Origin of the sequence: Neisseria sp. HMSC067G12 (assembly GCF_001812725.1) — a bacterium.
In the GTDB taxonomy this organism is placed as follows: domain Bacteria; phylum Pseudomonadota; class Gammaproteobacteria; order Burkholderiales; family Neisseriaceae; genus Neisseria; species Neisseria perflava.
This window is the reverse complement of record NZ_KV810198.1, coordinates 1-583: the sequence shown is the minus strand read 5'-3', so window position 1 is coordinate 583 and position 583 is coordinate 1. Positions and strand designations below refer to the sequence as shown.

1 protein-coding gene is annotated in these 583 nt (G+C 56.9%); it reads right to left on the bottom strand.

Annotation, left to right across the window (positions count from 1 at the left end; genetic code table 11):
• A partial coding sequence (locus tag HMPREF2871_RS12085) for a DUF6531 domain-containing protein (protein ID WP_283126912.1) occupies positions 1-583 on the bottom strand: 583 nt, incomplete at both ends.

Genomic DNA, 583 nt, shown 5'->3' with positions numbered 1-583 from the left:
CGGCCGATGACGCGGATCAGGTCACCACTGCCGTTGTATTCATAGCGGACCAGCGGCGTACCGACCCGAACGGTTTCACCAAAGGATGGTAAACCCTCCAACAGCGATACCGACAGCAGCCGCATTCTAGGTGACTGTTCATCAGCCACATTGCCGAAGTTCAGCGAGAATACCCGGCCGTTGCCGTCAATAATGTATTGCGGCAAACCGGTCAGCGGATGATAGACGAAACGCTGATGGTTGCCGTTGGCGTCTTCCACCGCGACCAAAGGGAAGAGGGTGGAATCTTCATCCGAACCGTCCTCCGCCACCACCAAAGGGGCAAAACGCAGCGCTATCGAACCGTCCAGCGAAGCAATGACATAATGGCCGTCCGGATTCTTGCTGAACCAAATCTGTTCGCTCTCGAACAATACCGGTTCTTCATCATCTTCATCGACTTCCGGCAAAGGGAACAAACGGCCCTGATCGTCGATATAGGCCAATCCGGCCGCATCGCGGATAATGCGCTGGCAGCCCGGTACGCTCCAGCCCTCGCCGAGCCAGCCGGTACCGTCTTGGTCGGAATAATAGCTGCGGCTCC